Origin of the sequence: Methylobacterium sp. Leaf91, assembly GCF_001422815.1 — a bacterium.
In the GTDB taxonomy this organism is placed as follows: domain Bacteria; phylum Pseudomonadota; class Alphaproteobacteria; order Rhizobiales; family Beijerinckiaceae; genus Methylobacterium.
In genome coordinates, this window is record NZ_LMMP01000045.1 from 87983 (window position 1) to 114843 (window position 26861).

The 26861-nt window shown below is 67.2% G+C and carries 27 protein-coding genes and 1 tRNA gene; 17 read left to right on the forward strand and 11 right to left on the reverse strand.

Going from position 1 to position 26861, the window contains the following annotated elements:
- The first annotated feature begins 64 nt into the window (after nt 1-64).
- The 5 genes from msrB to ASF32_RS18945 all read left to right on the forward strand — a co-directional run bounded on the left by msrB (nt 65) and on the right by ASF32_RS18945 (nt 5591).
- Entirely contained in the window at nt 65-472 is a 408-nt protein-coding gene (msrB, locus tag ASF32_RS18925) for a peptide-methionine (R)-S-oxide reductase MsrB (RefSeq protein WP_056431934.1), read from the forward strand.
- A 292-nt stretch (nt 473-764) separates the two neighbouring features.
- Nucleotides 765-1658, forward strand: coding sequence for a hypothetical protein (locus ASF32_RS18930; protein WP_056431937.1), 894 nt, complete (start codon nt 765-767; stop codon nt 1656-1658).
- A 266-nt stretch (nt 1659-1924) separates the two neighbouring features.
- On the forward strand, nt 1925-3316 hold the full coding sequence (locus tag ASF32_RS18935; RefSeq protein WP_056431940.1) for a dicarboxylate/amino acid:cation symporter: 1392 nt from the start codon (nt 1925-1927) through the stop codon (nt 3314-3316).
- A gap of 9 nt (nt 3317-3325) precedes the next feature.
- A complete protein-coding gene (locus tag ASF32_RS18940) occupies nt 3326-4246 on the forward strand; it encodes an ROK family protein (protein WP_056431943.1) in 921 nt (306 codons plus the stop codon).
- Between the two features lie 67 nt (nt 4247-4313).
- Nucleotides 4314-5591: an aminotransferase gene (locus ASF32_RS18945; RefSeq protein ID WP_056431946.1), complete on the forward strand. Its 1278-nt coding sequence runs from the start codon at nt 4314-4316 to the stop codon at nt 5589-5591.
- A 246-nt stretch (nt 5592-5837) separates the two neighbouring features.
- Here ASF32_RS18945 and ASF32_RS18950 read toward each other — a convergent pair whose 3' ends face one another.
- Nucleotides 5838-6383 carry a GcrA family cell cycle regulator gene (locus ASF32_RS18950; protein ID WP_082469897.1) on the reverse strand — a complete coding sequence of 182 codons (546 nt, stop codon included), beginning with the start codon at nt 6381-6383 and terminating at the stop codon, nt 5838-5840.
- A 367-nt stretch (nt 6384-6750) separates the two neighbouring features.
- Here ASF32_RS18950 and ASF32_RS18955 point away from each other — a divergent pair, with 367 nt between their 5' ends.
- From ASF32_RS18955 to ASF32_RS18970, 4 genes are all read left to right on the forward strand, one after another.
- Nucleotides 6751-7830, forward strand: a complete 1080-nt coding sequence (locus tag ASF32_RS18955; RefSeq protein ID WP_056431949.1) for an ABC transporter ATP-binding protein — start codon at nt 6751-6753, stop codon at nt 7828-7830.
- Nucleotides 7831-7955: 125 nt separating this feature from the next.
- Nucleotides 7956-8984: an extracellular solute-binding protein gene (locus ASF32_RS18960; protein ID WP_056431952.1), complete on the forward strand. Its 1029-nt coding sequence runs from the start codon at nt 7956-7958 to the stop codon at nt 8982-8984.
- 11 nt (nt 8985-8995) lie between these two features.
- Entirely contained in the window at nt 8996-10717 is a 1722-nt protein-coding gene (locus ASF32_RS18965; protein WP_082469899.1) for an iron ABC transporter permease, read from the forward strand.
- Nucleotides 10718-10847: 130 nt separating this feature from the next.
- Nucleotides 10848-10922 (forward strand) — tRNA-Val (locus tag ASF32_RS18970).
- Between the two features lie 6 nt (nt 10923-10928).
- Here ASF32_RS18970 and gph read toward each other — a convergent pair.
- Nucleotides 10929-11618 carry a phosphoglycolate phosphatase gene (gene gph / locus ASF32_RS18975; protein ID WP_056431956.1) on the reverse strand — a complete coding sequence of 230 codons (690 nt, stop codon included), beginning with the start codon at nt 11616-11618 and terminating at the stop codon, nt 10929-10931.
- Between the two features lie 280 nt (nt 11619-11898).
- Between gph and ASF32_RS18980 the strand changes: the two genes are divergently transcribed.
- The 4 genes from ASF32_RS18980 (at nt 11899) to ASF32_RS18995 (ending at nt 15207) form a co-directional block, all read left to right on the forward strand.
- Nucleotides 11899-12453, forward strand: a complete 555-nt coding sequence (locus tag ASF32_RS18980; protein WP_244477879.1) for a hypothetical protein — start codon at nt 11899-11901, stop codon at nt 12451-12453.
- 164 nt (nt 12454-12617) lie between these two features.
- Nucleotides 12618-13328: a ribose-5-phosphate isomerase RpiA gene (gene rpiA, locus ASF32_RS18985; protein ID WP_056431959.1), complete on the forward strand. Its 711-nt coding sequence runs from the start codon at nt 12618-12620 to the stop codon at nt 13326-13328.
- A gap of 51 nt (nt 13329-13379) precedes the next feature.
- Nucleotides 13380-13973: a DUF2059 domain-containing protein gene (locus ASF32_RS18990; protein ID WP_156467897.1), complete on the forward strand. Its 594-nt coding sequence runs from the start codon at nt 13380-13382 to the stop codon at nt 13971-13973.
- Nucleotides 13974-13995: 22 nt separating this feature from the next.
- Entirely contained in the window at nt 13996-15207 is a 1212-nt protein-coding gene (locus ASF32_RS18995) for an O-antigen ligase family protein (RefSeq protein ID WP_082469901.1), read from the forward strand.
- Nucleotides 15208-15229: 22 nt separating this feature from the next.
- Here the strand turns inward: ASF32_RS18995 and ASF32_RS19000 are convergent, their stop codons facing one another.
- Both ASF32_RS19000 and ASF32_RS19005 read right to left on the reverse strand, forming a co-directional pair.
- A complete protein-coding gene (locus ASF32_RS19000) occupies nt 15230-16603 on the reverse strand; it encodes a PleD family two-component system response regulator (RefSeq protein ID WP_056431962.1) in 1374 nt (457 codons plus the stop codon).
- A 56-nt stretch (nt 16604-16659) separates the two neighbouring features.
- Nucleotides 16660-17037, reverse strand: coding sequence for a response regulator (locus ASF32_RS19005; RefSeq protein WP_018045229.1), 378 nt, complete (start codon nt 17035-17037; stop codon nt 16660-16662).
- A 76-nt stretch (nt 17038-17113) separates the two neighbouring features.
- Here ASF32_RS19005 and ASF32_RS19010 point away from each other — a divergent pair, with 76 nt between their 5' ends.
- The gene (locus ASF32_RS19010; protein ID WP_056431966.1) at nt 17114-17419 is read left to right on the forward strand and encodes a DUF3572 domain-containing protein; all 306 of its coding nucleotides are present in this window, start codon (nt 17114-17116) and stop codon (nt 17417-17419) included.
- A 123-nt stretch (nt 17420-17542) separates the two neighbouring features.
- On the opposite strand, the gene ASF32_RS19015 is transcribed toward ASF32_RS19010, so the two are convergent.
- Entirely contained in the window at nt 17543-18403 is an 861-nt protein-coding gene (locus ASF32_RS19015) for a cell envelope integrity EipB family protein (RefSeq protein ID WP_056431969.1), read from the reverse strand.
- 139 nt (nt 18404-18542) lie between these two features.
- A complete protein-coding gene (locus ASF32_RS19020; protein ID WP_156467898.1) occupies nt 18543-19286 on the reverse strand; it encodes an alpha/beta fold hydrolase in 744 nt (247 codons plus the stop codon).
- 107 nt (nt 19287-19393) lie between these two features.
- On the opposite strand from ASF32_RS19020, the gene ASF32_RS19025 reads away from it, so the two are divergent.
- The 3 genes from ASF32_RS19025 to ASF32_RS19035 all read left to right on the forward strand — a co-directional run bounded on the left by ASF32_RS19025 (nt 19394) and on the right by ASF32_RS19035 (nt 23232).
- A complete protein-coding gene (locus ASF32_RS19025) occupies nt 19394-20584 on the forward strand; it encodes an MFS transporter (protein ID WP_056431972.1) in 1191 nt (396 codons plus the stop codon).
- A gap of 26 nt (nt 20585-20610) precedes the next feature.
- Nucleotides 20611-22788: a primosomal protein N' gene (locus tag ASF32_RS19030; protein ID WP_056431976.1), complete on the forward strand. Its 2178-nt coding sequence runs from the start codon at nt 20611-20613 to the stop codon at nt 22786-22788.
- Nucleotides 22789-22872: 84 nt separating this feature from the next.
- Entirely contained in the window at nt 22873-23232 is a 360-nt protein-coding gene (locus tag ASF32_RS19035) for an STAS/SEC14 domain-containing protein (protein ID WP_056432431.1), read from the forward strand.
- Between the two features lie 6 nt (nt 23233-23238).
- Here the strand turns inward: ASF32_RS19035 and ASF32_RS19040 are convergent, their stop codons facing one another.
- From ASF32_RS19040 to ASF32_RS19060, 5 genes are all read right to left on the reverse strand, one after another.
- On the reverse strand, nt 23239-23631 hold the full coding sequence (locus ASF32_RS19040) for a hypothetical protein (protein ID WP_056431979.1): 393 nt from the start codon (nt 23629-23631) through the stop codon (nt 23239-23241).
- A 313-nt stretch (nt 23632-23944) separates the two neighbouring features.
- Nucleotides 23945-24934, reverse strand: coding sequence for an asparaginase (locus tag ASF32_RS19045; protein ID WP_056431982.1), 990 nt, complete (start codon nt 24932-24934; stop codon nt 23945-23947).
- A gap of 8 nt (nt 24935-24942) precedes the next feature.
- The gene (locus ASF32_RS19050; protein WP_056431985.1) at nt 24943-25149 is read right to left on the reverse strand and encodes a Trm112 family protein; all 207 of its coding nucleotides are present in this window, start codon (nt 25147-25149) and stop codon (nt 24943-24945) included.
- A 26-nt stretch (nt 25150-25175) separates the two neighbouring features.
- Entirely contained in the window at nt 25176-25844 is a 669-nt protein-coding gene (locus tag ASF32_RS19055) for an LON peptidase substrate-binding domain-containing protein (RefSeq protein WP_056431988.1), read from the reverse strand.
- Nucleotides 25845-25872: 28 nt separating this feature from the next.
- The gene (locus ASF32_RS19060) at nt 25873-26802 is read right to left on the reverse strand and encodes a co-chaperone YbbN (RefSeq protein WP_056431989.1); all 930 of its coding nucleotides are present in this window, start codon (nt 26800-26802) and stop codon (nt 25873-25875) included.
- Nucleotides 26803-26861 lie beyond the last annotated feature (59 nt).

The window sequence follows — 26861 nt, forward strand, 5'->3', positions numbered from 1 at the left end:
CAGGGTGCGTGACGGCCTTGGGAGTCCTATTTCTCCAGCCTATCCCGAGGAACCGGAGGCCATCATGAGCGAGACCCAGTCAGGCACCGTCCAGCGCAGCGAGGCCGAGTGGCGCGAGATCCTGACGCCGGACCAGTACCGTGTCCTGCGCGAGCACGGCACGGAGCGGGCGGGCACGAGCTGCCTCAATGCCGAGAAGCGTCCCGGCACGTTCCACTGCGCCGGCTGTGATGCCCCGTTATTCGAAAACAGCACGAAATTCGAATCCGGCACCGGTTGGCCGAGCTTCTTCGATCCCATCGACGGCGCGGTGGAGACGACGACCGACCGGAGCCACTGGATGGTGAGGACCGAAGTGCACTGCGCCCGCTGCAAAGGTCATCTCGGCCACGTCTTCGATGATGGCCCGGCGCCGACGGGGCTGCGTTATTGCATGAACGGCATTTCACTGCGTTTCGAGCCGAATGCGTGAGCTCATTGGTATAAAAGGATAAAAATCGGGGCCGGGCTTACGAGAGCGGCCTTGATTTAGTCCCATTTTTTCTTAGTCGAAGGGAAGTGGTCTTCCCCTTTGTGTGCCGTCGGCGGTGCGAGGCGGGAAAACGATCGAATTCGGACGGTTCGTGCCGGCCGGTTTCCACAGGCCGGGCATTCCGTCGCTGCCGAAACAGGGTATGGCTTCGAACGGCGCTGACGTTGCGCCCATGGCGCGGCGCTCCGGAGGAGTGCCTGCCATGATGAGCCGATCCGGGGGGAGAGAATACATGAGTGTCGTTCGTCGGTTTCTGGTCGCACCTTCGCTCGTCCGCCTGATCCGCAAGGAGCGCGGCGGTTCGAAGATCACCGAGGGCTATTTCGCTCCCCAGGCCGGTCGCACCTCCTATGTCCGCGTCGATGGCCAGAACTGCCATCTCGTCCTCGTCACCACGGCGCCGGACGGAACGTCGAGCGAGGAGCGGACAGACGTTCCCCGCGCCCACGGCGATGCCCTTCTGGATGTCTGCTCCGGCAAGGCGATCTACGACCGCGCTGTGCTCGCGCTCGGCAACGGCCGCGAGGCGCTCGTCGACCGCTACGCGACACCGGGCGCCCTCGACCTGCTCAGCGTCGTGTTCGACGACCCCGCCCAGGCCGCCGCTTTCGTGCCCCCGGCCTGGTTCGGCGACGACGTCACCGAGAATTCCGCCTTTGACCGCCATTCCGTGGCGATCCAGGGTGTGCCGCAAACCGGCGAGGTTCCCCTGAACAACGCCGCCCTCGAAGCGATCCTCGATCTGCTCGAACCGCGCTTCGGCTTCGGCCGCTTCAATGCCCCGCCGCCGAAGGCCGGTGAGGACGAGGCGACCCTTCGGGCGAACCGCCGCGCTGCCGCCCTGGCTGCCAAGGCGGCCGCTCCTGCGGCCATCCCGGTGGAAGAGCCCGCACCGCAACCCGTCGTTGAGGAACGGAGCGAGGAGCGTCGGGAAGAGCCCGCGGCGGCGGAGGAGACCGCGACGGACACTCCGATCCGCACCGATGCCCGCATCGACGACGTCATCGAAAGCCTGTCGCAGGCTCTGGGCGCGTCTCAACCGTCCCGCGCTCCTGCACGCGACGACGATCCGGCCGCCGAATTCGAGCGCTGGACCGTGCGTCCCCGCCGTACTCCGCAGACCTGAACCCTGGGACCGGAGGTGGGTCATGCCCATCTCCGGGCTCCTCGCGAGGAGCCAGCAGCACCGGGCAGATCCGGCAAGGTGGATGACCAACGATTGTATGCAGTAGCGCGACAGAAGCTCGGCGCGTTACAGAAGCAGCCCATCCTCACGGTTTCGGCGAGAAACAAAGATTATCTCTCATAGCCGCGTTGAGGCGAGGGATTAAACTCGCTAGCGTCTCGCCAAGACAGACGAGCGTGCGCCCAACGAGGCGCCTGTGAGGGAACATGGTTCAGACCACCGTCCATGCCGGAGGCAGCGCGCCGGCAGCACCGACACCTCACGAACCTTGGTACAAGGTCCTCTACATCCAGGTGCTGATCGCCATCGCGCTCGGCATCCTGCTCGGATATCTGCACCCCGAATGGGGCAAGTCCGTCAAGTGGTTGGGCGACGCCTTCATCGCCCTGATCAAGATGATGATCGCGCCGATCATCTTCTGTACCATCGTCCACGGCATCGCCTCCATCGGCGACCTGAAGAAGGTCGGCCGCGTAGGCTTGAAGGCGCTGGTCTATTTCGAGGTGGTCTCGACCATTGCGCTCCTCATCGGCGTACTTGTGGGTGAGGTGGTGAAGCCGGGCGCCGGTTTCAATGCCGATGTGAGCAAGCTCGACGGTAAATCGGTTGAGAAATACGCCAAGATCGCCGCCGACGATTCCGTCACCGGCCATATCATGGCTCTGATCCCGAAGAGCTTCTTCGACGCTTTCGCCACGGGTGACCTGCTCCAGGTTCTTCTCATCTCGATCCTCACCGGCGTCGTGGTGACCGGCATGGGCAAGCGCGGCGAGGCGATCACGCACGCCATCGACACGGCCGGCCAGATCTTCTTCCGCATCATCGGCCTCGTGGTGAAGCTCGCCCCCATCGGCGCCTTCGGCGCCATGGCCTTCACCATCGGCCAGTACGGCATCGGCAAGGTGATCGATCTCGCCTGGCTCGTCGGCACCTTCTACGTCACCGCCTTTCTGTTCGTGGTTCTGGTTCTGGGCGGCATCGCCCGGGTGGCCGGCTTCTCGATCTTCAAGTTCCTGGCCTACATCAAGGACGAACTCCTCATCGTGCTCGGCACCTCGTCCTCCGAGACGGTGCTGCCGCACATGATGACGAAGATGCGCCGCCTGGGCGCCTCGGATTCCGTCGTAGGCCTGGTGATCCCCACGGGCTACTCGTTCAACCTCGACGGCACCAACATCTACATGACGCTGGCGTCGCTGTTCCTGGCTCAGGCCGTGGGTGCGGACCTTTCGTTCGGCCAGTACGCCACCATCATCCTGGTCGCGATGCTGACCTCGAAGGGAGCCTCCGGCGTCACGGGCGCGGGCTTCATCACTCTTGCGGCCACGCTCAGCGCCATCCCGAACAATCCGGTGCCGGTTGCTGCCATGACCCTGATCCTGGGTGTCGACAAGTTCATGTCGGAGTGCCGGGCCATCACCAACCTGATCGGCAACGGCGTCGCCACGGTGGTGGTCAGCCGCTGGGAGGGTGAACTCGATCAGGAGAAGCTGAACCAAGTCATGGCGCATCCCTTCTCCATCGGCACCGACATTTCCGACCACGCGCCGAACATGGACCAGGAGCCTGCTCCCCGTCCGGCGGTCGCCGCACAATAGGGCGAGGACATGGACCCGGCGCATCTCCGCATCGGGATCGACCTCGGCGGCACCAAGATCGCCGGCATCGTTCTCGATGCCGGCGGAGCCGTTCGCGCCGATGGCCGGATCCCGACCCCGAGGGACGATTACGACGCGACCCTCGACGCGATCGTGTCGCTCGTCCTGCGGATGGAGCGCGAGGCAGGCGGCATCGGCAGTGTCGGCATTGGTATGCCTGGCGCGGTCTCGCCACGCAGCGGCCTCGTGAAGAACGCCAACTCGGTCTGGCTGAACGGCAGGCCCTTCGTCATCGATCTCGAGGCGCGGCTCGGTCGGCCGGTCCGAGCGGAGAACGATGCCAATTGCCTCGCGGTCTCCGAGGCGGTGGATGGCGCGGGTGCCGGGGCGCGGGTCGTCTGGGCGATCATACTAGGGACCGGCGTCGGTTCCGGCATCGCCATCGACGGTGTGGCCCTGTCGGGCGCCAACCGCATCGCGGGCGAATGGGGGCACAATCCACTCCCCGCGCCTCGCGACGACGAACGGCCCGGTCCCGCCTGCTATTGCGGTCGGAAGGGCTGTATCGAGACGTGGCTCTCCGGGCCGGGGTTCGCCGCCGACCATGGCAGGCGCATCGGAGCGGCCGCCCCGACGGGCGAATCCGTCATTGCCGCCGCGCGGGCGGGCGATGCAGCTGCATGCGAAAGTGTCGCTCGCTATCGGGACAGGCTCGCCCGCGCGATGGCCGGCGTGATTAACGTCCTCGACCCCGATGTGGTGGTTCTCGGTGGTGGGCTGTCGACCGTGCCGGAACTGACCGCCGACCTGACCGGACTGATCCATCCGCATGTCTTCTCGGGAGAATGCGAGACGCCGATCCGGGTGAGCCGCCACGGCGACGCTTCCGGCGTGCGGGGTGCAGCCTGGTTATGGGGCCTCCACGCCTGAACCTCTCCCCATCGTTCCCCGCAGCCGGTATGGACGGGGCATCGCATAACGACGTGAGCGTATTCCCATGACGAGTCTGGCTTCCCTCGATCCCGCCGCCCGCGACGCACTTCACGCAGAGGCCCGCGACGCCTACGAGGCCTTCAAGGCCCGTGGCCTGAAGCTCGACATGACCCGCGGCAAGCCGTCGCCCGAGCAGCTCGACCTGTCCAGCGCGATGATGTCCCTTCCGGGGAACGGCGACCACTTCGCCGAGGCCGGCGACGATGCGCGCAATTACGGCGGCCTCCAAGGCCTGCCAGAGGCGCGCGCCCTGTTCGCGCCGATGGTACAGGCGCCGGCCGCCCAGATTGTCATCGGTGACAATTCCAGCCTCGCGCTCATGCACGATTGCATCGCCTGGGCTCTGCTGAAGGGCGTGCCCGGCTCGGAGAAGCCCTGGTCGAAGGAAGAGGAGCCGGTCTTCCTTTGTCCCGTCCCGGGCTATGACCGCCACTTCGCCATCTGCGAGGCCCTGGGCATCCGCATGCTGCCCGTCCCCATGACCGGCGAAGGGCCGGATATGGACGTGGTCGAGAAGCTTGCCGCCGATCCCGCGGTCAAGGGCATGTGGTGCGTGCCGAAATACGCCAATCCGAGCGGCGAGACCTATTCCGACGAAACAGTCCGGCGCCTCGCTTCCATGAAGACCGGCGCTCCCGACTTCCGCCTTTTCTGGGACAACGCGTACACGGTCCATCACCTCACCGCGACGCGCCACCCCCTCGCCGACATCCTCACCCTCTGCGAGGAAGCCGGCCATCCCGACCGGCCCTTCATCTTCGCCTCGACCTCCAAGATCACCCTGGCGGGAGCGGGCATCGCCGTGTTCGCCTCCTCGCCGGAAAACGTGCGCTGGTTCCTCGGCCGCTCGTTCTTCCGCACCATCGGGCCGGACAAGCTCAACCAGCTGCGCCACGTCCGCTTCCTCAAGGACATGGCCGGCATCGAGGCGCATATGGAGAAGCAGCGTGCGCTCATCGCGCCGAAGTTTCAGGCCGTTCTCGACGCGCTGGAGTCCCGACTCGGCGGAACCGGCGCAGCCACCTGGACGAAGCCCGAAGGCGGCTACTTCATCACCGTCGACACGGTGGACGGCGCGGCGCAGCGGACCGTTGCCCTCGCCAAGGAAGCCGGCATCGCCCTGACGCCCGCCGGTGCGACCTCGCCCTATGGACGCGACCCGCATGACCGCACCCTGCGCCTCGCCCCCACCTTTCCCTCGCTCTCCGACGTGAAGGCGGCGGCGGAGGGGATCGCGCTCTGCATCCTCCTCGCCGGACTCGAGACACAGCAGGCGGCCTGACCAAGCCGGCCGCTATTCGCTCCCCTCGGCGAGAGGGGGCGATGGCGGCCGACGATGAGGCACAGGATATGGACGGATCCCTACCGCTCTCTTTACCCATGATGGGGACGGAGGGCGGGCCCGGCATCGCTCGATAAGCGACCGGCGCGTGATCGGCTGGCCGGCATGTGAGCGTGAAGCGCGATAGGCGAGACCAAGTACGGCGTCGCCCGCGGGGGCGACGGTGATGCGGCCGAACCTAGTCGTTCAGCGGAATCCGCCGACGCGACGATCCCGCTTACGCTCGGCGGCCGGTTGATACGCGATCTGAGCGTGGTGAGTGCAATAGGGCAGGCCGGTGATCGAGCGGTCGCCGCAATAGTGGAAATCCGGCGAGGTCGGATCGCCCAGCGGCCAGCGGCACATGGATTCGCGTAGATCCATGATCGTCACGCGCTTGGACACGGCCAGCGGCGTAGCCTGAGGCATGACCAAGGCGGTTGTCTCGGGAAATGCCAAGCTCGGCGTGGCGACGGGATCGGCCACGGACGCGAATTCCACGACCGTGTCGGCCTCGGTCTCGGGTGCCCGTGCCGCGGGCTTCTTCCGGCCATTACCCGGCGAATCCGCTGCCTTCACGCGGCCCGAAAGGCCGAGCCTGTGGACTTTGCCGATGACCGCATTGCGGGTGACGCCGCCGAGCTGGGCCGCGATCTGGCTCGCGCTCAGGCCCTCGTCCCAGAGACGCCGCAGTAGCTCGACACGCTCGTCCGTCCAGCCAGCACCGGTATCCGTCATCGCCCCCTCCGACATCCGCTCGATTCCCCCGACCGGCACCGAACGAACCCTGCGAAAACCCGCATGGCCTGTCCGTCCAATACCATACAGATGGTGGTCGCCCAGGGCACCCTTACGACGACGATCGGAACCGTACAGGACGCTTCGATGCCGATGCAAGGGCGCCCGAAAGCCGGGACGGACTTTCCACCGGCAAACCGTCGGGGGCGTCTCGGCTGTATTCTGAAGGGGCGGCGGCGATGCGGCTCCACCATGAGTGCGACGGCATAATCCTCCTCCGCATCCGACCGCATCGCCCGCCGGCCCAGCTTTCCCTTGACCTGACGCCGGATCGGGCGAGAAGCGCGTGTTTCACCACGAGCCGAGAAGTGAAGGACAGGTCATGGTCGCGCCCGATCCGACCGAGGGACGCCGCTCCGGCGAGGTGCCGCCACGCCTCGAAACACGAGGCCTGCGTGTCGATTTCGGTCGCAAGCTCGCCCTCGACGACGTCTCCCTCGCCGTTCGCGCGGGCGAGATCATCGCCCTTCTGGGTGATTCCGGCTGCGGCAAGAGCACCCTGCTACGTGCGGTGGCGGGGCTCGAACAGCCAAGCGGCGGCCTCGTCCTTCTCGATGGGCAGATCATGGGCCCGAGGGTGCCGCCGGAGGAGCGGGGCGTCGGATTGATGTTCCAGGACTACGCCCTGTTCCCCCACCTCACCGTCATGCAGAACGTTCGCTTCGGCCTTCACCGGCTGCGCGCCGATGAGGCCGATGCCGTGGCGAGGGCGCGGCTGGAACAGGTCGGCCTCGCCGACCGGGCCGCGAGTTATCCCGGCGACCTGTCCGGCGGCGAGAGCCAGCGCGTGGCGCTCGCCCGCGCGTTGGCGCCGGGGCCACGCGTGCTGCTCCTCGACGAGCCCTTCTCCAATCTCGACCGGCGTAACCGCGACCGGGTCCGGGCCGACACGATCTCGGTCCTGCGCGCCACGGGCGCGACGGCGCTCCTGGTGACTCACGACCCGGAGGAGGCCTTGCTGGTGAGTGACCGTATCGTCCTGATGCGGAGCGGCCGCATCGTCCAGATCGGCACCGGTGCGGATCTCTACCGGCGTCCCGTCTCGCATTTCGCCGCGAGCTTCTTCGGCGATCTCATCGCTTTCCCCACGCGCTGCATCGACGGCGCGGCAACGACGCCGCTCGGCAAGTTTCCGGCGCCGGGAATCGCCAGCGGCGCAAGGGTGGCCGCCTGCGTCAGGCCCGAGGCGATTCTGCTATCCGGCGCGGAAACCGGTCATCCGGCGCGGGTCATCCGCCGGCGCTTCCTCGGACCCGTGGCGGAATTGACCCTGGCGGCGGAGGGGTTCTCCGACACGTTCCGCCTCACCGTCGCGGAAGAGACATCGGCGGGGGAGGGCGATTGCGTCGGCCTGAAGCTCGCGAACGGCGCAGGCTTGGTTTTTCCGCTCGAGACGGATTAATTCCGCTTGGTTGCTCGTGCTTGGCAATATCCAGAAGTATAGTTTTTAACGATAATAAACTGAAGACATAAGTCTTGCTTTTCTCGTGAAGATGCGGCCCAGAACCGTTCGCCACGGGAAGAGGAATGGACGTCATGGTCGGTTGGGTCTCGAAATGTCTGGTCGGCGGTGCGACGGCTTTCGCCTGGATCTCCGGAGCGACGGCCGCCGAGGTCAACATCTACACCACGCGCGAGCCCGGCCTGATCAAGCCCCTGCTCGATGCCTACACGGCCAAGAGCGGCGTCACCGTCAACACCGTCTTCGTCGAGAAGGGCCTCGCCGAGCGCGTGGCATCCGAGGGCGAGCGGTCTAAGGCAGACGTGCTCATGACCGTCGATATCGGCAATCTCATCGAACTCGTGGATCGCGGCTTGGCGCAGCCGGTTCGTACGGAGACCCTGGAAGCCGCCGTCCCGGCCCCCCTGCGCGATGCCGGTGGTCTCTGGTACGCCCTCTCCATGCGCGCCCGTGTCGCCTATGCCGACAAGGACCTCGCGGAGAAGGCCCTGACCTACGAGGATCTCGCCGACCCGAAATGGAAGGGCAAGCTCTGCCTGCGCGCGGGCCAGCACCCTTACAACACGGCGCTCATCGCCCATTACATCGTCAAGCACGGGCCGGATAAGGCGAAGGAATGGCTGACCGGCGTGAAGGCCAATCTCGCGCGCAAGCCGGCCGGTGGCGACCGTGACGTAGCCCGCGATATCCTGGCCGGAACCTGCACCGTCGGTCTCGGCAACTCGTACTATTTCGGGCTGATGCGCTCGGGCAAGGGTGGCCCGGATCAGCAGAAATGGGGCGACGGGATCAAGGTCGTGCTGCCGGTCTTTACGAGCGGTGGCACCCATGTGAACGTCTCCGGCGCCGTCGTCGCGAAAGGCGCGCCGAACCGCGACGAAGCGGTCAAGCTTCTCGAATACCTCGTCTCGGACGAGGGCCAGGGCCTCTATGCGAAGGCCAATTTCGAATATCCCGTGAAGGTGGGCGCGCCGATCGACCCCCAGCTCACCGCGCTAGGCCCGCTGACCATCGATACCGTGCCCCTGGCCGAGATCGCCCGTAACCGGAAGGCCGCGAGCCTGCTGGTGGATACGGTCGGCTTCGACAACTGAAGTCCAGGCCGATGCGGGTGGCTGCCGAACTGGCCGGATCGGAGGCCGCGCTCGGCACGGGCGTCGTTCCGCGCCCCGCGTCGCGCCTGCGCGCCGGGCCTCTCGCCTGGGCGGCGGGAGCGCTGGCGCTCGCCGCCCTGATCCTGAGCCCGGTCGTATCCCTGGCGCTGACGGCGGCGGGGGGATCGAGCGAGGTCTGGCCGCATCTCCTGGCGCATGTCCTGCCGCAGGCGACGCTCACCACTGCGTTGCTCCTCGGCGGCGTCGGCCTCCTCGTCGTCATGCTCGGGGTCGGCTCCGCCTGGCTTGTCTCAGCCTACGAGTTCCGGGGCCGACGTCTCCTGGAAATCGGGTTGCTGCTGCCCTTGGCGGTGCCGACCTACATCGTCGCCTTCGCCTATCTCGACCTGCTTCATCCGATAGGCCCGGTCCAGACCGCGCTACGCGATGCTCTCGGCATCGCGCGGCCGAAGGATCTGCTGCTGCCCGAGATCAGGTCCCTGCCGGGCTGCATCCTGCTTCTCGGCTTCGTGCTCTATCCATACGTCTACCTGCCGACGCGGGCGCTGTTCCTGATGCAGGCAGGCACGCTCATCGAGGCGGCGCGCATTCTCGGGCGGTCGCCGATGGCGGTCTTCTTCCACGTCGCCTTGCCGCTGGCGCGCCCCGCCATCGCCCTCGGCACCAGCCTCGCCCTGATGGAGACACTCAACGATATCGGTGCCGCCGAATTTCTCGGCGTAAGGACGCTTACGGTTCAGGTCTACGCCACCTGGATCAACCGCTCCGATCTGCCCGGCGCCGCGCAGATCGCGCTGGTCATGCTGGCAATGGTGCTCCTGCTGCTGGCAGCCGAACGCTGGGGCCGGCGCGGGCGCGGCTATTCCGGCACGGCACAGCGCCAGCGCGGCATGGCCCGCCATCGCCTGTCCGGCGCGTCGGTCCTGGCCGCCTTGTGTCTCGGCACTCTTCCCATCGCCATCGGTTTCCTGATTCCGGCGGCCTATCTCGTCCATTCCGCCATCGCCCGCGTGACGCGGCTGGGATTTCCTCGGGGAGTCATCGCAGAGGCGGGAAACACCCTCCTTTATGCCGGCCTCGCCACCCTGCTGGCGGCGATATGCGGCTTCCTCGTCGCCGCCGGCCCGCGCCTCGTCGCGCGACGTTTCGGGCAGGGGTTGATCCGTATCGCCGCCCTTGGCTACGCGCTCCCCGGCGCGATCCTGGCGATCGGGCTCCTCGGCCCGCTGGCTCTCGCCGATGCCTCCCTGTCCCGTGTCACGACGGCGCTCTTCGGCGTCGCCCCGGCCATCATCGGGGTCGGCGCGGGTGGTGCCCTCGTCATCGCCTATCTGGTGCGCTTCCTCGCGGTCGGCGTCGGCGCCTGCGAGGCCGGCCTGTCGAAAGTGCCGGTCTCCCTCGGGGAAGCCGGGCGCATGCTCGGCCGGGGGCCCGTCGGCACGCTGATGCGCGTCCACCTGCCGATGACGTGGCCGGCTTTGCTGAGCGGCGCGCTCCTCGTCTTCGTCGACTGCGTCAAGGAACTGCCCGCGACCCTGCTCCTGCGCCCGCTCAACGTCGAGACCCTCGCGACCCATCTCTACGGGGAGGCGGTGCGCGGCACCTACGAGGACGGTGCGGTGGCGGCCCTCCTCATCGTCGTCGTCGGCCTGATCCCGGTGGCTTTGCTCCTCCGCTTCGGCTCGCCGGAGCGGGCCCCGAGGGGCGGTTGAGGTTCAGGATCGAGGCCGTTCGCCGGGCGTCCGAACCTTATCGTATGCCGGCTCGGCATGGTCGCTGCCGCCCAACGCGACAGAGGCCCTTGACGGGCGCGTGGGCCTCGCCCTAGAAGGCCCTCGGTCCGGGTGCGTAGCTCAGCGGGAGAGCATTCGCTTCACACGCGAAGGGTCACAGGTTCGATCCCTGTCGCGCCCACCATTCCCCTCAAGCCGCAGCGATAGCCGGCACGAGGGCCTCGACCGCATCCACCAAGTCATCGAAATGCTGGATCACCCGCGTGGGGCCGAGTTGCTCCACCGGCAGGTCGGTATAGCCGAACGGCACTGCGATCACCGGAATGCCGGCAGCCTTCGCGGCATCGATATCGGCGCGGGAATCCCCCACCATCACCGCGCGCGAGACGTCGCCCTTCGCCTGCTCCACCGTGAGGGTGATATGGGCCGGATTGGGCTTGTAGACCGGGAACGTGTCGCGGCCGCAGATGGCGGCGAAGCGGCTGGCAATACCGAGCTCCTCAAGCAGTTGCTTGGCATGGGCCTCGACCTTGTTGGTGCAGACCGCCAGCAGGAAGCCGCGGGCGCTCAGCGTATCGAGCGCCGTCTCGACGCCGGGGAACAGGTAGGAATGCTCGCTGAGATGCCGGCCGTAATGGTCGAGGAAATCGACGAACAGGGTCTGCAGCCTTGTGTCGTCGAGCGTTTCCCCCGCCGCCTCGAAGCCTCGCTGGATCAGCGCCTTCGCGCCGGCGCCGATCATGTCGCGGGCTTGATCCAGGGGCAGTGTCGGCAGGCCTTCGCGGGTGAGGATCGCGTTGAGGGTGCCGACGAGGTCGCCCGCGGTCTCGGCAAGGGTTCCGTCGAGGTCGAACACGACGATGGGCGGCAGGCTTGGCATGGTGGCTCGCTGGGTTCTATGGGTCGGTAAAGGGCGCGATGGTGAAGAACCGGTTTGCGCGGCGGTCCCCGCCCGATAAAGCGGCATGGCCCATTGGGAAAAGCCGGTTAGGGGACAAGGACTTACGCGATCGACCCGGATCCGGTATCCGATTCCACCCTCTAGAATCGTGACGTGGTGCGATCAAGGCATTCGCGAGCGGGTCACGGTTGCGCCGCAAGGCCGCTATAGGGGAGCGGCCGTGAGATTCCCTTGTCTTCATCCGGACACGAAGGCGACCATGCGTTCGACCCTGCCGACCGATCCCGCGTTCACACTCATGGTTCCGGCCGCTTCCGCCCGTTCGCGGGGGCGGCGCTGGAGCAATTTTGGATGCCGGGTAGCGATCACCCTCAGCGTTCTCGCCGGCACTGTTGGCGCCGCGTCCGCCGCCTCCTTCGAGTTCGTGCCCGCGCCGCAGATCGACCTCAACAGGGTCTATCGCGTGGACAAGGTCACCGGCGAGGTCACGTCCTGCCAGTACGGCCTGCGCGAGGGTGCGGTGGGCAGCGTCGGCCTCACCGTGTGCTACGGCTCCGGGGAGGGCGCCAGTGCCCAGGCCCCGTCCGAATATGGCCTCGTCGCCTCCCGCCACACCCGGGAGGCCGGGGTGTTCCGCGTCAACTACCGCACGGGTGAGATGAGCATCTGCTACGTCCAGCTCCAGAAGGAAGCGGTGGTGTGCACGGCCCAGGCGAACCCGGCCACCAGCGGTCCCGAAGAGGCCGTGGCCACGGGGCAGGCGCCCGGCCGAGCGGGGCCGAGTGCCACGCCGCCCCAGAACACCCGGCCCTGACGACAATCGCTGCGTGTTCTCGGCAAGTGCCGCGTTCGGCAAGTGCTCCGTTGGACGCCGTTGCCAGCCGTGCTAGGGCCTCGGGACTTTCAGCGGCCCAGCCCGTAGCCCGAGAGCCCATCCATGCATTTGGTCCCCGCCCTCCCGACGAACCGGTCTCCCTCGTGAGCGGACCCGATCTGCGTCGTGCCGCCGCCGCCCGCGCCCTCGACCTCGTCGAGGATGGGATGCGACTCGGCATCGGTACCGGCAGCACCGCCAACGTGTTCGTGGAGCTTCTCGGCGCCAGGGTGCGCGAGGGACTCAAGGTGACGGGTGTACCGACCTCGGAGGCGACGCGAATCGCCGCCGAGCGCGTCGGCATTCCCCTGGCCACCCTCGAAGACCTGCCCGAACTCGACCTCACCATCGATGGCGCTGATGAGATCGATGCCGCGATGCGTCTGGTGAAGGGCGGCGGCGGCGCACTCCTGCGCGAAAAGATCGTGACTTTCGCGAGCCGCCGTATGGTGGTGATCGCCGACGCGGCGAAATCCGTGACCACCCTCGGCGCGTTTCCGCTGCCGGTGGAGGTCAATTCGTTCGGCCTCGGCGCTACCCGCATCGCCGTGGGAAAGGCCATCGAGAGTGCTGGCTGCGCGGGCGATCTCGTGCCGCGCTCCGGACCCGGCGGCTCGCCCTTCGTGACAGATGGCGGCCATCTCATCCTCGATGCCCATCTGAAGGTCATCGCCGATCCCGAACGCCTGTCCGCCGCGCTCTGGGCGGTGCCCGGCGTGGTCGAGCACGGTCTGTTCATCGGGCTCGCCACGGGCGCAATCCTGGCGGAGGCCCGTGACGGGCAGGCGCATGTCACCTGTCTCGGCGCGGTCTGACGCGCTTCCCCATCCGCTTGATTCCTCGACACGTCTTTCCGGAGCGCTCGCATGTCCCGCCGCCCCCTCTTTTTCGTCCTGACCGCCTCGGTCCTCGCCGGAATCCTCTCCGTCTCGGCTCCGACCGCCGGCCTGGCTCAGGCGCAGAAGCCTGCCGCGCCGGCCAAGCCCGGGGCCAAGCCCGCTGCGCCCGCGCCTTCGACGCCCGCGGCCCAGCAGCCGACCTACACACCGAACCATCTGGCCCTGGCTCGCGAAGTCACCCTCAGCTCCGGCATCGCCCGGTCGTTCGACTCGATTCTTCCGGCCTTTGGCCAGCAGATCAAACAGGCGGCCATCACCCGCCCGGACCTGACGAAGGATCTCGATGAGGTTCTCACCTCCCTGGCGCCCGAGATGGAACTGCAAAAGCAGATGATGATCGAGACGGCGGCCAAGATCTACGCGAGCCGCCTGTCCGAGGCGGAGCTCACCGAGATCGTCGCCTTCTTCCATTCGGCGGCGGGCAAGCGCTACGTCGAGACCCAGCCGCAGGTGCTCGACGAGATCGTCCAGGCCATGCAGAACTGGACCCAGGGTGTGTCCGAATACATGATGGTCCGTGTGCGTGCCGAGATGGGCAAGCGCGGCCACGAACTCCAGTAACCGTCCGGTCCGCCCGTCTCCAATGATCTCTTTCCCGCCCCGATCGGAGACGGTCGCACGCCTACGCGCCGCCGGTGCCATCACACTCGCCATCCTTCCGGTGGCCATGGCGCTGGCCAATCGGTCGAGCCCGACCGTCGTCGGCCTCTCCGCCTCGTTCTTCCTCATCGCCGGGCTGATCGAGGATGCGCGCGGTACGGTGCGGTTCGTGGCGAGGCCGCTCGCCACGCCGATCGGTCTCGCAGTCCTCGGCTTCGTCGTCTGGTCGCTGGCGAGCATCTCCTGGAGCCCGGTGAAGGATCTGTCCTGGCGCAACATGCAGGAATTCCTGCCGACCGTCGCGGGGGCCTATCTCCTCGCGCGCCTCGCGCCCGGAAACATGCCGGCCTTCACGCCCCGGCTCGCCGCCTGGTCCATCGCGATCGCCGGCCTCTACATCGTCGTGGCCCTGGCCAACCACCTTCCCCTCCATCGGGCGATGGGCTCGCGGGTGGCGCTGTTCGTCTTCAATCGCCCAGCCCTGACGATCGCGCCCGTAATGGGGCCCCTGGCTTATCTTCTCTACCGGCGCGGGCATGGGATCGCGGCGCTTTTGGTGATCGTGATCAGTACCGGGGCCATCCTGCGATCGATCAGCGGCGCCGCCGCCATGGGTCTCGCAGCCGGTGCCATCACGGCCCTCATCGCCGTCCTGACCCCTCGCCGGGTCGGGCTCGCCATCGTGGGCGCTGCCCTGGCTCTCGCCCTCGTCCTCTCGCCGATCGAGGGGGATATTCTTCAGAAAGTCATGCCCGATGCCATCCACGAGCGTCTGGTCCAGAGCAGTTCGCGCGCACGGGTCGCCATCGCTCGCAGCTTCGGCGCGGCCGTAGCCCTCGATCCCTGGCAAGGCGCCGGGTTCGGGACCTCGGCGCGATTCATCGATACGCCCGTTGCCGCACGGATCGAGCCCGGCCTGCGCCCGATGCTGGCGGTGGGCCACCCGCACAACATCTTCCTGCAGATCTGGGCTGAGCTCGGTATCGTCGGCGCAACCCTGGCCGGGGCGATCCTGATGATGATGGTGGCGCTCATCGGACGCCTGCCGCGCGGGGAAAGCGTCATCGCCCTCGGCCTCGTGGGGTCGTGCACGGCCGTCGCCTTCGTGGAGCACGGGGCCTGGCAGGGCTGGTGGATCGCGGCTGTCGGTGCCGCCGTCGCCTGGACGCGCGAGGCTGGCAAGGAGCCGGCATGAAACCCGGCCCGTCCTGGCCGCTTCAGGCGGCCTCGGCCTCGACGCGGTTACGGCCGGAGGATTTGGCGCGGTAGAGCGCGAGGTCGGCCCGCTTCAGCATATCGGCCGGTCCCGAATCGTCGGCATGGCGGCACGCTACCCCGATGGAGACGGTGACGTGGATGTCCCGCGTTTCCCGCTGGATCAGGAACGGCACCGCTTCGATGCGTTCGCGGATGCGCTCGGCGATGTGATGGGCGGCCTCCGGCTCCGCATCGGGCAGAATGATGACCACCTCTTCGCCGCCATAGCGGGCGACGATATCGATCTCGCGGGTATGCAGGCGGATGCGGTTGGCAAAGGAGCGGAGCACCTCGTCACCGGCATCGTGACCGTAGGTGTCGTTAATCGTTTTGAACCGGTCGATATCGAGCATCAGCATCGAGACTGCGCGGTGACGCGGGGCGGCATCGGCGAACAGCACCGCGAGATGGCTGTCGAGGTAGCGCCTGTTGTGCAGCCCGGTGAGGCCATCCGTGACGGCCATTTCCATGGATGCCTGCACGGCGCCGCGCAGGGTTTCCGAAAAGCGGCTGCGACGCAGCTGGGTGCGTACGCGGGCGACGAGTTCGTTCCGGTCGACCGGGCGCAGCAGATAATCGTGCACGCCGAATTCGAGGCCGCGGATGACCCGCGCCCTTTCGTTCTCCTCGGCGATCATCATCACCGGCATGTTGCGGATGCGGTCGAGGGACAGGATCTGGCTGCAGAGGCGCAGGCCGTCGAACCCCTGAAGGTCGAGGCTCACGAGAGCCAGCTCGAAATCGCCTTCGATGGCCAGGACCAGGGCGTCGTGCGGATCGGCGACCACGGTGACCCGATGGTGCTGGCTGAGGGCCGCCGATAGCCGCTCGGCCGAGCTCGCCCGATCCTCGACCAGCAGGATCGAGGCGTTCTGGCCGTCCTCGGCGGTGGCGAGGGCGAGGGGATCGCCCATGCCGAATTCCCGGGAGGCGAGCGCCCTTTGGCGCAGCTCGTCGGTGACCGCCTTGAGGCGGACGAGGTTGCGTACCCGCGCGAACAGGGCAGTGTCGTCGATGGGCTTCGTCAGGAAATCGTCGGCCCCCGCATCGAGGCCGCGCAACCTGTCAGCCGGCTGGTCGAGGGCCGTCACCATCACGACCGGAAGGTGGGCGGTGGTCGGACTGCTCTTGAGGCGGCGGCAGACCTCGAACCCGTCCATGCCCGGCATCATCACGTCGAGCAGGACGAGATCGCACAGGCCCTTCTCACAGATCGAGATCGCATCCGGCCCGTTCATGGCCGCCAGAACGTCGAAATACTCGAGCGACAGCTTGGTCTCGAGCAGCTTCACATTCGGAAAGAGATCATCGACGATCAGGATGCGGGCCGACATCGTTCCTCGCTCAAGTTAACGGGCTCGACGGGACGACCCTGTCGACGGTGTGCTCCTCAACGGGCTCCGTCGCCGAGGTAGAGGCGGACGGTGGCAAGAAACTTGGCAACCGAGATCGGCTTCGACAGATAGGCTTCGCAGCCCCCTTCGCGGATGCGCTCCTCATCGCCCTTCATGGCGAAGGCCGTGATGGCGATGACGGGGATATGCTTGAGGTCGTCGTCTTCCTTCAGCCACTTCGTGACTTCGAGGCCGGAAACCTCGGGAAGCTGGATGTCCATCAGAATCAGGTCGGGACGGTGGGCGCGGGCGAGTTCGATGGCCTCGATCCCATTGGCCGTCTTGAGAGTCGCGTAGCCATGCCCTTCCAACAGATCGTTGAAGAGCTTCATGTTCAGCTCGTTGTCCTCGACGATGAGCACTGTTTTCGGCATGGCTCATTGTTCCCGGCAGGCTGGCGGCGCATTTTGGAAGGACCGGCGTCCCGCTCGATGAGAACCTAAGGGATACATGTTGACGAAACGCAAATCCGACCGCCCCGATCAATCCGCGGAGCAGGTCGCCATCTCGGTGCTCGGATGGATCGCGGAGGACGGCGACAGGCTCTTGCCGTTCATGGCCTCCTCCGGCCTGACACCCGATACGTTGCGGGAGAGTGCTGCCGATCCCGCCTTTCTCTCGGCGGTCCTCGACCATGTCATGGGCGACGAAGCCGTGCTGATCGCCTGCGCCACGGCACTCGATATGAAACCGGAGCGCATTGCCGACGCGTGGCGCCGTCTCGGCCCCCCCGATCCCGATGCCGATTTCGGCTGACGCCCCGGTCCGGCGGCCGGCAACGTAAGGCTGCGCGCCGCTGCTCCCGTATAGGGGCGACACTACGAGAGACGTCTAGAGCCTAGACCCGCCCGCCTCGACGAGGCGGCGGGGCGACAGGCGTCAGGGCTTGCACTCGGCCTCGGTCTTGGCCTCGGCCTTGTGCAGGTCGAGACGGCTGAGGTCGCCCGCGATGGTGAAATCACCGTAGTTGAGGCTGAGTCCGCCGCTCACACCATTCTCGTAGAGGAGAAAGGAGAGGACGTAGACCGGGGTGCGCTCGCCCTGTCCGGCAGTGAAGTAGCTGAGGGTCACAGGCCAGCGCCGCATCCCCGCCATCTCGCCCTCCCGCAGGGGCTTGTCGCGGTCGGCCGCACCATTCTTCGCGGGCTCGTCCGTGGTGACCGGCTTGCCGATCACCGCGAGCGTGTCGAAGATCTTGCGCCCGTCGTCCGACCCGTCGAACACCTTGGCCGACATCGTCGTCTCGCCGGCCTGTGCCGCTTCGATCATGCGGCGCATGTGGAAGGTCGGAAACAATACGGGGCCGGTCTCGGTGTATTGGTCGCGCTTGGGCTCCTTGAGCTTGACCTTCAACGCCTCGGCGCCGCTCTCTGCTGTCCCATCCACTGCCGTGGATGCGCTGCCGTTGAGCACCGTGTTGGTCTTGAAGCGGAAATGATGGCCGTCGCCGCCCTCGAAGGTGGTGTTGCGCAGATCAGAAAGACGCTTGCCGGTCTCGCCGCTGTCTAGCTCCGTCACCTGCCGGGTCTGCATCGTGTAGCCCTTGCAGGCATCGCCGCTGAACTCGAGGACGATGCGACCCCGCGCACTCTCCACCGCCCGCGCGCCCCGGCTCTCGGCCAGCGACAGGTCGTAGACCGCGCGGTGGCCGGCCAGTCGCATCGGCGCGGCCTCAGCAATGGCCGTGAAGGCGGCGAGTGCGCCGAACGCGATGGCGAGGGTGGAACTTGGCAACCGCATGAGGTCTCCCGATGGACGCGCCGGTCGAAGGGAACGGCGTGCCGATGCGTCGACACAGATAGGGGGTCGATGCCGGAGCGGCAACGGCGGCGTATTCTCGTGCGGTGGCGCGGCCCTCGAAGGTGGCCGGGCATCGGCCTCACCCGTCGAGAAGTGCCACACGTGATTCCTCGCCGGTTCGGTTCTCGCGGAAGCGTCCTTGCCGGATGAAGCGCAGGGAGGCCGCGATCGCAGCCCGGTTCAGGATCAGCAGGTCATGGGTGGAATGGATCGTCAGATGGTCGGTCATGCCGGCCACGCGGGTTCGCGCCACGCTGACACGGCCGTCATTGGGGCGAGGCAGGATCAGGAAGGATTCGATCAGCCAGATCGAGCGGTCCGCCGCGATGATCCCGAGGGGAAAATCGACCTCGCCGAGGAGGGCGACGAGATCCCGGTCGCGAAAGGTGGTGAGCTGCACCCCCGCCGGGCCGAAGAACAGGCGGTAGGGCAGCATCCGGTGGAGGAAGTCGGCGACTTCGCTGCCGCCATTCGGCGTTCCCAGCATCACCACGCGGCCGAGATTGGCCGGGCGATGCCGGTTGATGAGCCCGCGCGCGACGAGGCCGCCCATGGAATGGGTGACGAAATGCACCCGCGCGACCCCGGCGGCGAAACCCGCCACCTGTGGCGCCACCTCGGCGACGATGCTGGCGAGGTCTGCCTTCCGCCCCGGATAATTCAAGTTGAGGGTGTGGAATCCCTCGGCCTTGAAAGCGCGCTCCATCCGCCCGAGGGAGGCCGAGCGCCGCGCGATGCCGTGAAGCAGCACGACGCCTTCCCGGGCGCGGGCTTCCCCTGGCCGATCGTCCGGGCCAAGGAAGGTGAGCGGCAAAGCCGTCATCGGGTGTCTCCCCGCAGCGCATCGCCCGATCATCGGGCTGCCGAAGGGGTAGAGCCCGCCACGGCCATGACGCAAGCGAGGAAACGTCCGATGCCGGCCACACTCGCGTGAGCGCCAGCGCCAAGGATCGCCGAAGCCTGTTCGGCCATCTCGCGCTGTTCACGGCGCTTTATGGCGGGTACGGCGCGCTGTCGCCGTTCCTGCCGCTGTTCCTCGAACAGCGCGGATTGTCGGCGCAGAAGATCGCCTGGCTCCTGGCGATGGCGATGCTGGTGCGGATGGCTGCCGGGCCGCTGGCCGGACGGATCGCCGACCGATGGGGGATCGTCGGCCCGGTCTTCACTCTTGCCGCCGCCCTGACGGGGGTGGCGGCCTCGGCCCATCTGGCGGTTGCTGGTTTCGCCGGTCTCTTCATCGTCGCTCTCGCCTATGCGGTCTTCACCGCGCCCCTGGCCCCGTTCGCCGATGCCCTCGCCCTCTCGGCTTCGGAAGGTGGGCGACGCTTCGCCTATGGCTGGGTGAGGGGGGCCGGTTCGGCCGCCTTCATCCTGGCCACCAGCCTCGCCGGCATGGTGGTGCTGAACGTCGGAATCAGAGGCGCGATCCTCCTCGGGGCGGGGCTCTTCATCGCCGCCGGCTTCGCAGCCTGGACGCTGCCGACCCAGCCGATCGCTGAGCACGCGAGACCGGCCGCAGGGCGAGGCCTGATGATCGTCCTGGCGAACCGGCGGTTCGGGCTCGTCGTCCTCGCCGCTTCCCTGATCCTCGGCGCCCATGCCTTGCACGACGCTTTCGCGATGATCCTGTGGAGCCGCAATGGCATCACGCCGGATGTCGCCGGGTTGCTCTGGGCGGAGGCGGTGGCGTCGGAAATCGTGGTCTTCCTCGTCGCCGGCCCATGGATCCTGGCGCGGCTGGATCCGGGTCGGGCGATCGGGCTCGCCGCCCTCTTCGGGGCGCTGCGATGGGGGATCAGTGCCGAGATTGTGTCGCTGACCGCGCTCATGGCGATCCAGTGCCTGCACGGGCTCACCTTCGCGCTCCTGCATCTCGCCTGCCTGAAGGAGATCGGTCGCTGCGTGCCGCAGAACCTCACCGCCACGGCCCTGACCCTCTATGGTCCCCTCGGCCTCGGCCTGTCCTCTGCCTTGTTCACGCTTGCGGCCGGTCCGCTCTTCGCCGCTTACGGGGCGTCGGGGTTCTGGGTCATGAGCGGGGTCAGTCTCGCGGCCCTTCCGGTGGCAGTCCTTCTGGCGCGCAGCGAGCGGTCGCGATCGGGCGAGAGAGTACATAGATAGAACATGGTTCCCATGCAGAAGAGCCCATGCCCAGCGTCGCCGATATCCTGATCCCGCTCGCGCTCGACAACGCCTATAGCTACGCCGTACCCGCCGGGCTGGTCCTGTCGCCGGGCGATGTCGTGCAGGTGCCGCTCGGGCCGCGTGAGACGGTGGGTGTGGTCTGGCAGGTGGCGGAGAGCCCCGGCGGCTCGAACCTGCGGCAGGTGGCGGGGCGAATCGAAGCGCCGCCCCTGTCCGACCCGTTGCGCGAGCTCGTCGATTGGCTCGCCCGCTACACCCTGGCGCCGAAGGGCTCGGCTCTCGCCATGGCCCTGCGCCTGCCCGACGAGGCGGCGCGCGGCGAGACCTCGCGGATCGGCGTGCGCGGTTCGGGCAAGCCGCCCGCCCGGCCGACCGCGGCGCGGATGAAGGTGCTGGTAGTCACCGCCGATGGGGCGATGCGCGGCAAGAGCGCGCTCGCCAAGGAGGCGGGCGTCTCGCTCAGCGTGGTCGACGGCCTCATCGACGATGGCGCCCTCGAAGCCGTGGCTCTGGCACCGGAGCCGGTGGCGCTCCCGCCCGATCCGGACCACGAGCGCGTCCCCCTGTCGGAGGCGCAAGACCAGGCAGCCCGTGACCTCATCGGCCTGGCCTTTCCCGCGCCGGAGGATGCGAAAGCGCCGACGATCCTCCTCGAAGGCGTGACCGGCTCGGGCAAGACCGAGGTCTATTTCGAAGCTGTGGCCGAAGCCGTCCGGCGCGGGCACCAGGCCCTCATCCTGATGCCGGAAATCGCCCTGACGGCGCAGTTCCTCGACCGGTTCGCCGAGCGTTTCGGCGTCCGCCCGGCGACCTGGCATTCCGGCATCGGCTCGAAGCGCCGCGAGCGCCTGCGCGCCGGCGTGGCGGCGGGCGAGGTCTCGGTGGTGGTCGGTGCGCGCTCCGCCCTGTTCCTGCCCTTCACCGATCTTGGCCTCGTCGTCGTCGATGAGGAGCACGAGGCGGCCTACAAACAGGAAGACGGGGTGCATTACCATGCCCGTGACATGGCGGTGGTGCGTGGCCGGCTGGAAAACTGCCCGGTGGTCCTCGCCTCGGCGACGCCCTCCATCGAGACCAAGGTCAATGCCGAGAAAGGGCGCTACGCCCATATCGTCCTGCCCGAACGCTTCGGCGGGCGGCGGCTGCCGGATATCCACGCCATCGACATGCGCCTGGACAAGCCGGAGAAGGGCCGCTTCATCGCCCCGCCCCTGGTCAATGCCGTCCGCGCCACGATCGAGGCCGGCGATCAGGCGCTGCTATTCCTCAACCGGCGGGGCTATGCGCCGCTCACCCTGTGCCGTGCCTGCGGCCACCGCTACCAGTGCCGCAACTGCTCGACCTGGCTGGTGGAGCACCGCTTCCGCAAGGCCCTGGTCTGCCACCAATGCGGCTATGCCGAGCGCCGGCCCGATGCCTGCACCGAATGCGGCACGTTCGACAACCTCACCCCCTGCGGGCCGGGGGTCGAACGCATCGCCGAGGAGGTGACGGAGCTGTTCCCGGACAAGCGCATCATCGTGCTCTCCTCCGACTTTCCCGGCGGCGCCGAGCGCCTGCGCGCCGAGTTGCAGAGCGTGGCGGACGGGGAATGCGACATCGTCATCGGCACGCAATTGGTCGCCAAGGGCCATAACTTCCCGCACCTGACCCTGGTGGGCGTGCTCGATGCCGATATCGGCCTGACTTCGGGGGATCCGCGCGCGGCGGAGCGGACCTTCCAGTTGCTGCAGCAGGTGACGGGCCGTGCCGGGCGCGGCGAGAAGCCGGGGCGTGCCCTGGTCCAGACCTACCAGCCGGACCATCCGGTGATCGCGGCCCTGCTTTCCGGCGACGCGACGCGGTTCTACGAGGAGGAAATCGCCGCTCGGGAAGCGGCGGGACTGCCGCCCTTCGGGCGTCTCGCCGCCCTCATCGTCTCGGCCAATGAGCGCGAGACCGCCGAGGCGCATGGGCAGGCCCTGGCCCGCGCCGCCGATCCGCCCGATGGTGTGATGGTGTTGGGGCCGGCGGAAGCGCCGCTCGCGCTGATCCGGGGGCGCTACCGGTTTCGCCTGCTGGTCAAGACCGAGCGGGCGGTCGATCTCCAATCGTATCTTCGCGATTGGCTGAAGCGGGGACCGAAGGTTCGCGGCAACGTGAAGGTCGCCATCGACGTAGACCCTCAGAGTTTCCTATAACCCTGGCCTGACGTTCGCTTGGGTAGCGTTCGACCTGAAGACCTAACGCCCTGAAGATCTTCGACCCCACGAGGAGTGCTGCACGTGCTGACCTACACCAAGAACCCGGATTCGACCGTCGCGGAAATCGTCGTGGATGGGCAGATCACCGACCAGGACATGAACACCGTGATCGCCGCCATGCAGGCCGACCTCGACAAGGGCGGCAAGCTCAAGCTTCTGGAGGACGTGCGCGAGTTCAAGGGCATGGAGCCCGCGGCCTTCTTCAAGGACGTCCGCTTCGGTCTCGCCATGATGAAGGGCGTCAGCCACGTCGCGCTCGTCACCGACGCATCCTGGCTGCGGATGATCGCCGATACGTTCGGCAAGGTGTCCCCGGCACAGATCAAGACCTTCGACCGCGCCCATATCGATGAGGCACGGAGCTGGCTCGCCGCCGCTTAACGCACCCTACTCGGCCTGGGCGGTGCGCGTGGTCTGACGCCGCGCCGTCCAGCGCCCCGAGCAGAGCGGGGAAACCTTCCAGGTGCCGCTGCCCGAACGGGCGTCGAGCCGGCCGGAAGCTGCACCGCTCGCGCCGCCATTCGAGACATTGAGCCCCACCGTTCCGTCGGTGCCGACGCGGCCGGTCATCGTCGCGCGGTCGGCCGACGAGATGAGCCGAACCTGACCGTCCTGCACCGAGACCGAATAGCTGTAGCGGCTGTCGCAGATGCCGCTCTCGGTCACGAGCTCGACGGACCACGCGCCATTGAAATTGCCGCCCTCGCGGCTGACGGCCGGTTGAAGATGAGCGGATGAGAGTCCGGCTCCGAGCGCCAGCACAGCCACGAGTTTCGACATGTTTCCCCCTGAGTTGAGATAGTTCACAGATTCCCACGGGCAGCCGTTCGGCGCTCTTGAGAGGAATCCTGCGTTCTGTGAGTTGTTGGATTGTATAGATCTAGGATGCTCAGGGCAAATTTATGGCATCGGCCAAGGTAAGCTTCGCCGTTCTCGTATGCAGATGGTGTCGAATGCTGAGGCGAAATGTCGATCGGGAGCGGACAAAACAGGCGCGGCGTGACATGGCGCGCAAACTATAGCCAAGCCGGGATCGCTTCGATGTTGGCAATGCTTCGGTGCCGGGCGATGGCACCTCAGATGAACGCTCGTTTCAACGATCGAAATAGGCCTGCAACGCGTCGCGGTCCCGAGTGATCGGGAGCGCGAGGAGGGCGAGCACACGGGCCTTGTCTGGCGACAAGTTGTCGGCGAAGACGGCGCCCTCCGCCTTCAGGGTGCTTCCGCCGCCGGGGAAGCCGTAGACCGGCAGGGCGCGGCCGTTTTCCAGCTTGGTGGCGATGACGATGCCGACACCCTGGGCGATGGCGCTCCTGATCGCATCGAGGAGCGCGGCATTGACGTTGCCCATGCCGAGGGCGGCCACCACGATCCCTTCCGCGCCGCTCTCCACGGCATGGCGGATCTGGCTGCCATCGGCACCGGCATACATCGCCACGATGGCGATTCTGGCGAGCCGTTCGGGCAGCGGCAGGGTCTGCCGTCGCGTGGGCGTCCGGCGGATCACCACGCGATCCTCGTCGATGGTGCCGAGATAGCCGGTCTCGCCCGAATGGAAGGTCTCCACATTGTGGGTGTGGGTCTTCCTCACCTCACGCGCGGCGTTGATCGCGTGGTTGAGCGTCACCGTCACGCCAAGGGATGCGGCGGCGGGCGTGAGGATCTGGCGAACTGCATTGAGGAGGTTGCGGGCCCCGTCACTGTCGGGGTCGGAGGCGTTGCGCTGCGCGCCGATGACGACGACCGGCTTGTCGCTGCGCAGCGTCAGATCGAGGAAATAGGCTGTGGTGTCGAGGGTGTCGGTCCCGTGCAGGACCACAACTCCGGCGATCTCGGTATCGGCGAGCAATGCCTCGACGGTCTGTGTCAGCGAGGGCCACAGGTCCGGGCCCATCTCCGCGCTCGGGATGTTGGAGAACTCCGTCACGGTGATCCGCGCGAGCTTCTCCAGGCCCGGCGCGGCGGCGACGAGGTCGGCTCCGGACAAAGCCGGCACCGGTGCATGGGTCACCGGGTCGGTTTTCATCGCGATGGTGCCGCCTGTGGCGACGATGGCGACGGTGGGGAGAATGACGTCCGTCACCTTTCGCCTCAATCGTTCAGGGGCCGCGCTTCCTCGGGCAGCATGATCGGGATGCCGTCCCGGATCGGGTAGGCGAGCTTGGCCGAACGGCTGATCAGCTCCTGGCGCGCGGAATCGTATTCCAGCGACTGCTTTGTCAGGGGGCAGACCAGGAGTTCGAGGAGCTTGGGGTCGACGCGCGTGGCTTCCACGGCGTTGGGGATCTCGTCTGCCATCGTGTCCTATCCTCGGGTCAACGGAGTCACTGCAGGGTCGGTTCGGACCCCGATCCGCGCACCAACTCCATCTCGGTCACCGCAATCAAGACCTCGGCGCGGGTCTTGAGGTCGGCCGCCTCCAGCATCGCCTGTTTTTCTCGCGAGCCGAACGGGCTCATCATGCAGAGGGCGTTGACGAGGGCTTCGTTCGGCGCCTCGTCGATTCCGGCCCAATCGACCTTGAGGTCGTTGACCTCGACGAAGTCCCGAAGCGCCTTCAGCACGCCCTCGCGGTCCACCGCCTCTTCGCCGGCCCTCGGTTCGAAATCGCTGAGGAAATCGTCGTAGGAGACCTGGCAGCGGCGGTAGCGGGTGGTGGTGGCGAGCTCGCTCTCCACACGAAACCGGCTGATCCCGGTGAGCGAGATCAGGTAGCGCCCATCGCCGGTCTCGGCGAACTGGGTGATCCGGCCGAGGCAGCCGACGCGAAACAGCTTCGGCGTCATCGGCGACGATCCGCTCTCAACGTCGGGCTGGATCATGCCGATGACCCGGTCCGTCCTCAGCGCGTCGTCCACCATGGCGAGGTAGCGCGGTTCGAAGATGTTCAACGGCATCTGTCCGCGAGGCAGCAGCAAAGCGCCGGGCAGAGGAAAGACAGGGATGACGCCGGGGCAATCGCCCGGTCCTTTATAGCCCGAATGGGTGCTCATCGCCTGTCTCCGCCCTGGCGTTTCTGCGTCACGCGAAGACCAGCGTCGAAAGTCGTCGCCGGCCGCGGATCGAGGCCTTGTCCATCAAGCCCCAGGCCTCGAAGAAGGTCAGCAGCTGCTTGCGCGCCGCGCCGTCGTTCCAGGTCTTGTCGCGGCGCTCGATCTCGATCAGTTCGTCCACCGCCTCGTCCCGCTTGCCGAGCCCGTTGAGTCCGAGCGCGAAGTCGAACCGGGCCTGGAAATCGGCCGGGTCGGCGGCGATGCGCTTCTGGAAGACACCGAGATCGCCGAGGGACGCCGCCTGTTCGGCGAGCTCCACCGCCGCGCGGATGCCGGCGAGGGCCGGGTCACCGGTTTTCTCCGGCGGCGCCATGTCGAGGATCTGGCGGGCGTTGGCGATCTCGCCGGCATCGAGCTGGATCTTCGCGAGCGCCGCGAGGGCCACCAGATTTCCCGGCTCCTCACCCAAAACTGCGGCATAGAGCTCGGACGCACCGGCGAAATCGCCTTCGCCGAGCGCGACCTCCGCCTCGGCCATCATCGCCTCCACCGGCGTCGGGCCAGCGGGACCGGCGAGGCGGCCGATGAATTCCTTGATCTCGCTCTCCGGCAGCGCGCCGACGAAACCGTCGACGGGACGCCCCTTGTCGATGGCGATGACGGCGGGGATCGATTGCAGCCCGAGCTGCTGGCTGATCTGGCTCCAGATCGCCGGATTCTCATCGATGTTCACCTTGGCGAGAATGACCCCGCCCTTGGCGGCGGTCACCGCCTTCTCGAGCAGTGGCGTCAGCTGCTTGCACGGGCCGCACCACGTGGCCCAGAAATCCACCAGCACCGGCTGCGTCATCGATGCGGTGATCACCTCTTCGCGGAAGGTCGCGGAGGTAACGTCCTTGATGAGGTTCTGGGGGCCGCCGGCGGGGGTCGCCCCGGCGGTGGAAACGTCGTTCAGCATGCCATCCTCAACTCTAGCGGCCCGATCGTCGGCACGAGGCCGGTCTCGCCGATCACATA

Excerpts from the sequence above, each read along its gene's own strand:
- msrB (WP_056431934.1), top strand. The coding sequence starts at position 65 with ATGAGCGAGACCCAGTCAGGCACCGTCCAGCGCAGCGAGGCCGAGTGG.
- ASF32_RS18930 (WP_056431937.1), top strand. The coding sequence starts at position 765 with ATGAGTGTCGTTCGTCGGTTTCTGGTCGCACCTTCGCTCGTCCGCCTG.
- ASF32_RS18935 (WP_056431940.1), top strand. The coding sequence starts at position 1,925 with ATGGTTCAGACCACCGTCCATGCCGGAGGCAGCGCGCCGGCAGCACCG.
- ASF32_RS18940 (WP_056431943.1), top strand. The coding sequence starts at position 3,326 with ATGGACCCGGCGCATCTCCGCATCGGGATCGACCTCGGCGGCACCAAG.
- ASF32_RS18945 (WP_056431946.1), top strand. The coding sequence starts at position 4,314 with ATGACGAGTCTGGCTTCCCTCGATCCCGCCGCCCGCGACGCACTTCAC.
- ASF32_RS18950 (WP_082469897.1), bottom strand. The coding sequence starts at position 6,383 with ATGTCGGAGGGGGCGATGACGGATACCGGTGCTGGCTGGACGGACGAG.
- ASF32_RS18955 (WP_056431949.1), top strand. The coding sequence starts at position 6,751 with ATGGTCGCGCCCGATCCGACCGAGGGACGCCGCTCCGGCGAGGTGCCG.
- ASF32_RS18960 (WP_056431952.1), top strand. The coding sequence starts at position 7,956 with ATGGACGTCATGGTCGGTTGGGTCTCGAAATGTCTGGTCGGCGGTGCG.
- ASF32_RS18965 (WP_082469899.1), top strand. The coding sequence starts at position 8,996 with ATGCGGGTGGCTGCCGAACTGGCCGGATCGGAGGCCGCGCTCGGCACG.
- gph (WP_056431956.1), bottom strand. The coding sequence starts at position 11,618 with ATGCCAAGCCTGCCGCCCATCGTCGTGTTCGACCTCGACGGAACCCTT.
- ASF32_RS18980 (WP_244477879.1), top strand. The coding sequence starts at position 11,899 with ATGCGTTCGACCCTGCCGACCGATCCCGCGTTCACACTCATGGTTCCG.
- ASF32_RS18990 (WP_156467897.1), top strand. The coding sequence starts at position 13,380 with ATGTCCCGCCGCCCCCTCTTTTTCGTCCTGACCGCCTCGGTCCTCGCC.
- ASF32_RS18995 (WP_082469901.1), top strand. The coding sequence starts at position 13,996 with ATGATCTCTTTCCCGCCCCGATCGGAGACGGTCGCACGCCTACGCGCC.
- ASF32_RS19000 (WP_056431962.1), bottom strand. The coding sequence starts at position 16,603 with ATGTCGGCCCGCATCCTGATCGTCGATGATCTCTTTCCGAATGTGAAG.
- ASF32_RS19005 (WP_018045229.1), bottom strand. The coding sequence starts at position 17,037 with ATGCCGAAAACAGTGCTCATCGTCGAGGACAACGAGCTGAACATGAAG.
- ASF32_RS19010 (WP_056431966.1), top strand. The coding sequence starts at position 17,114 with ATGTTGACGAAACGCAAATCCGACCGCCCCGATCAATCCGCGGAGCAG.
- ASF32_RS19015 (WP_056431969.1), bottom strand. The coding sequence starts at position 18,403 with ATGCGGTTGCCAAGTTCCACCCTCGCCATCGCGTTCGGCGCACTCGCC.
- ASF32_RS19020 (WP_156467898.1), bottom strand. The coding sequence starts at position 19,286 with ATGACGGCTTTGCCGCTCACCTTCCTTGGCCCGGACGATCGGCCAGGG.
- ASF32_RS19030 (WP_056431976.1), top strand. The coding sequence starts at position 20,611 with ATGCCCAGCGTCGCCGATATCCTGATCCCGCTCGCGCTCGACAACGCC.
- ASF32_RS19040 (WP_056431979.1), bottom strand. The coding sequence starts at position 23,631 with ATGTCGAAACTCGTGGCTGTGCTGGCGCTCGGAGCCGGACTCTCATCC.
- ASF32_RS19050 (WP_056431985.1), bottom strand. The coding sequence starts at position 25,149 with ATGGCAGACGAGATCCCCAACGCCGTGGAAGCCACGCGCGTCGACCCC.
- ASF32_RS19055 (WP_056431988.1), bottom strand. The coding sequence starts at position 25,844 with ATGAGCACCCATTCGGGCTATAAAGGACCGGGCGATTGCCCCGGCGTC.
- ASF32_RS19060 (WP_056431989.1), bottom strand. The coding sequence starts at position 26,802 with ATGCTGAACGACGTTTCCACCGCCGGGGCGACCCCCGCCGGCGGCCCC.